The following is a 523-nucleotide window of genomic DNA, read 5'->3' as shown; positions in this document are numbered from 1 at the left end:
ACCAGAAACTGACCGAACTGTGCGACGCCTTCGCCCACCAGTGGGGCGTGAACATCGACACCGAGCAGATGCAGGTCGGCATCGATCCCGACTTCGACGCAATCGGAGCCCAGAGCCGCGCGCAGGCGGCGGCGCTGTTCGCACGCCAGAGCGCGGCCATCGGGATCATCGAGGACCTGCCACTGGCCCCGGAAGCCAAACCCGTTGTCGGGCAGGCACTGCTGCGGTGGCGCGGGGAAAGCCTCGACGAAGCCCCCACCTACGCGTTGTCGTCTGCCGAGCAGCGGCGCGCGCAGCTCGACACCGATCTGGATGCGGCCGGCCTCACCACAGACGACCGCACCCGCGTCGACTTCGTCGTCGACTACCTCACCGGAGACACCCGCAACATCGACCTGCTCACCTCCCCGGTGTTCGTCGATCCCGGAGAGGAAGCCCGCGGCCGCATCCCGGAACTGCTGGGCGGATTCGCCGAGGGCTACGTCAACGCGCAGAAGATGGCCGCCGAGATCTCGGTGATGAC

The 523-nt window shown here is 67.7% G+C and carries 1 pseudogene; it reads left to right on the top strand.

The features are described from left to right. Positions 1–523 (top strand): annotated as a pseudogene (locus A5780_RS40695) (hypothetical protein); the annotation flags it as partial.

Origin of the sequence: Nocardia sp. 852002-20019_SCH5090214, from assembly GCF_001665865.1 — a bacterium.
In the GTDB taxonomy this organism is placed as follows: domain Bacteria; phylum Actinomycetota; class Actinomycetes; order Mycobacteriales; family Mycobacteriaceae; genus Nocardia; species Nocardia nova.
The sequence above is the reverse complement of the archived record's forward strand: the minus strand, read 5'-3'. Positions and strand labels throughout refer to the sequence as shown.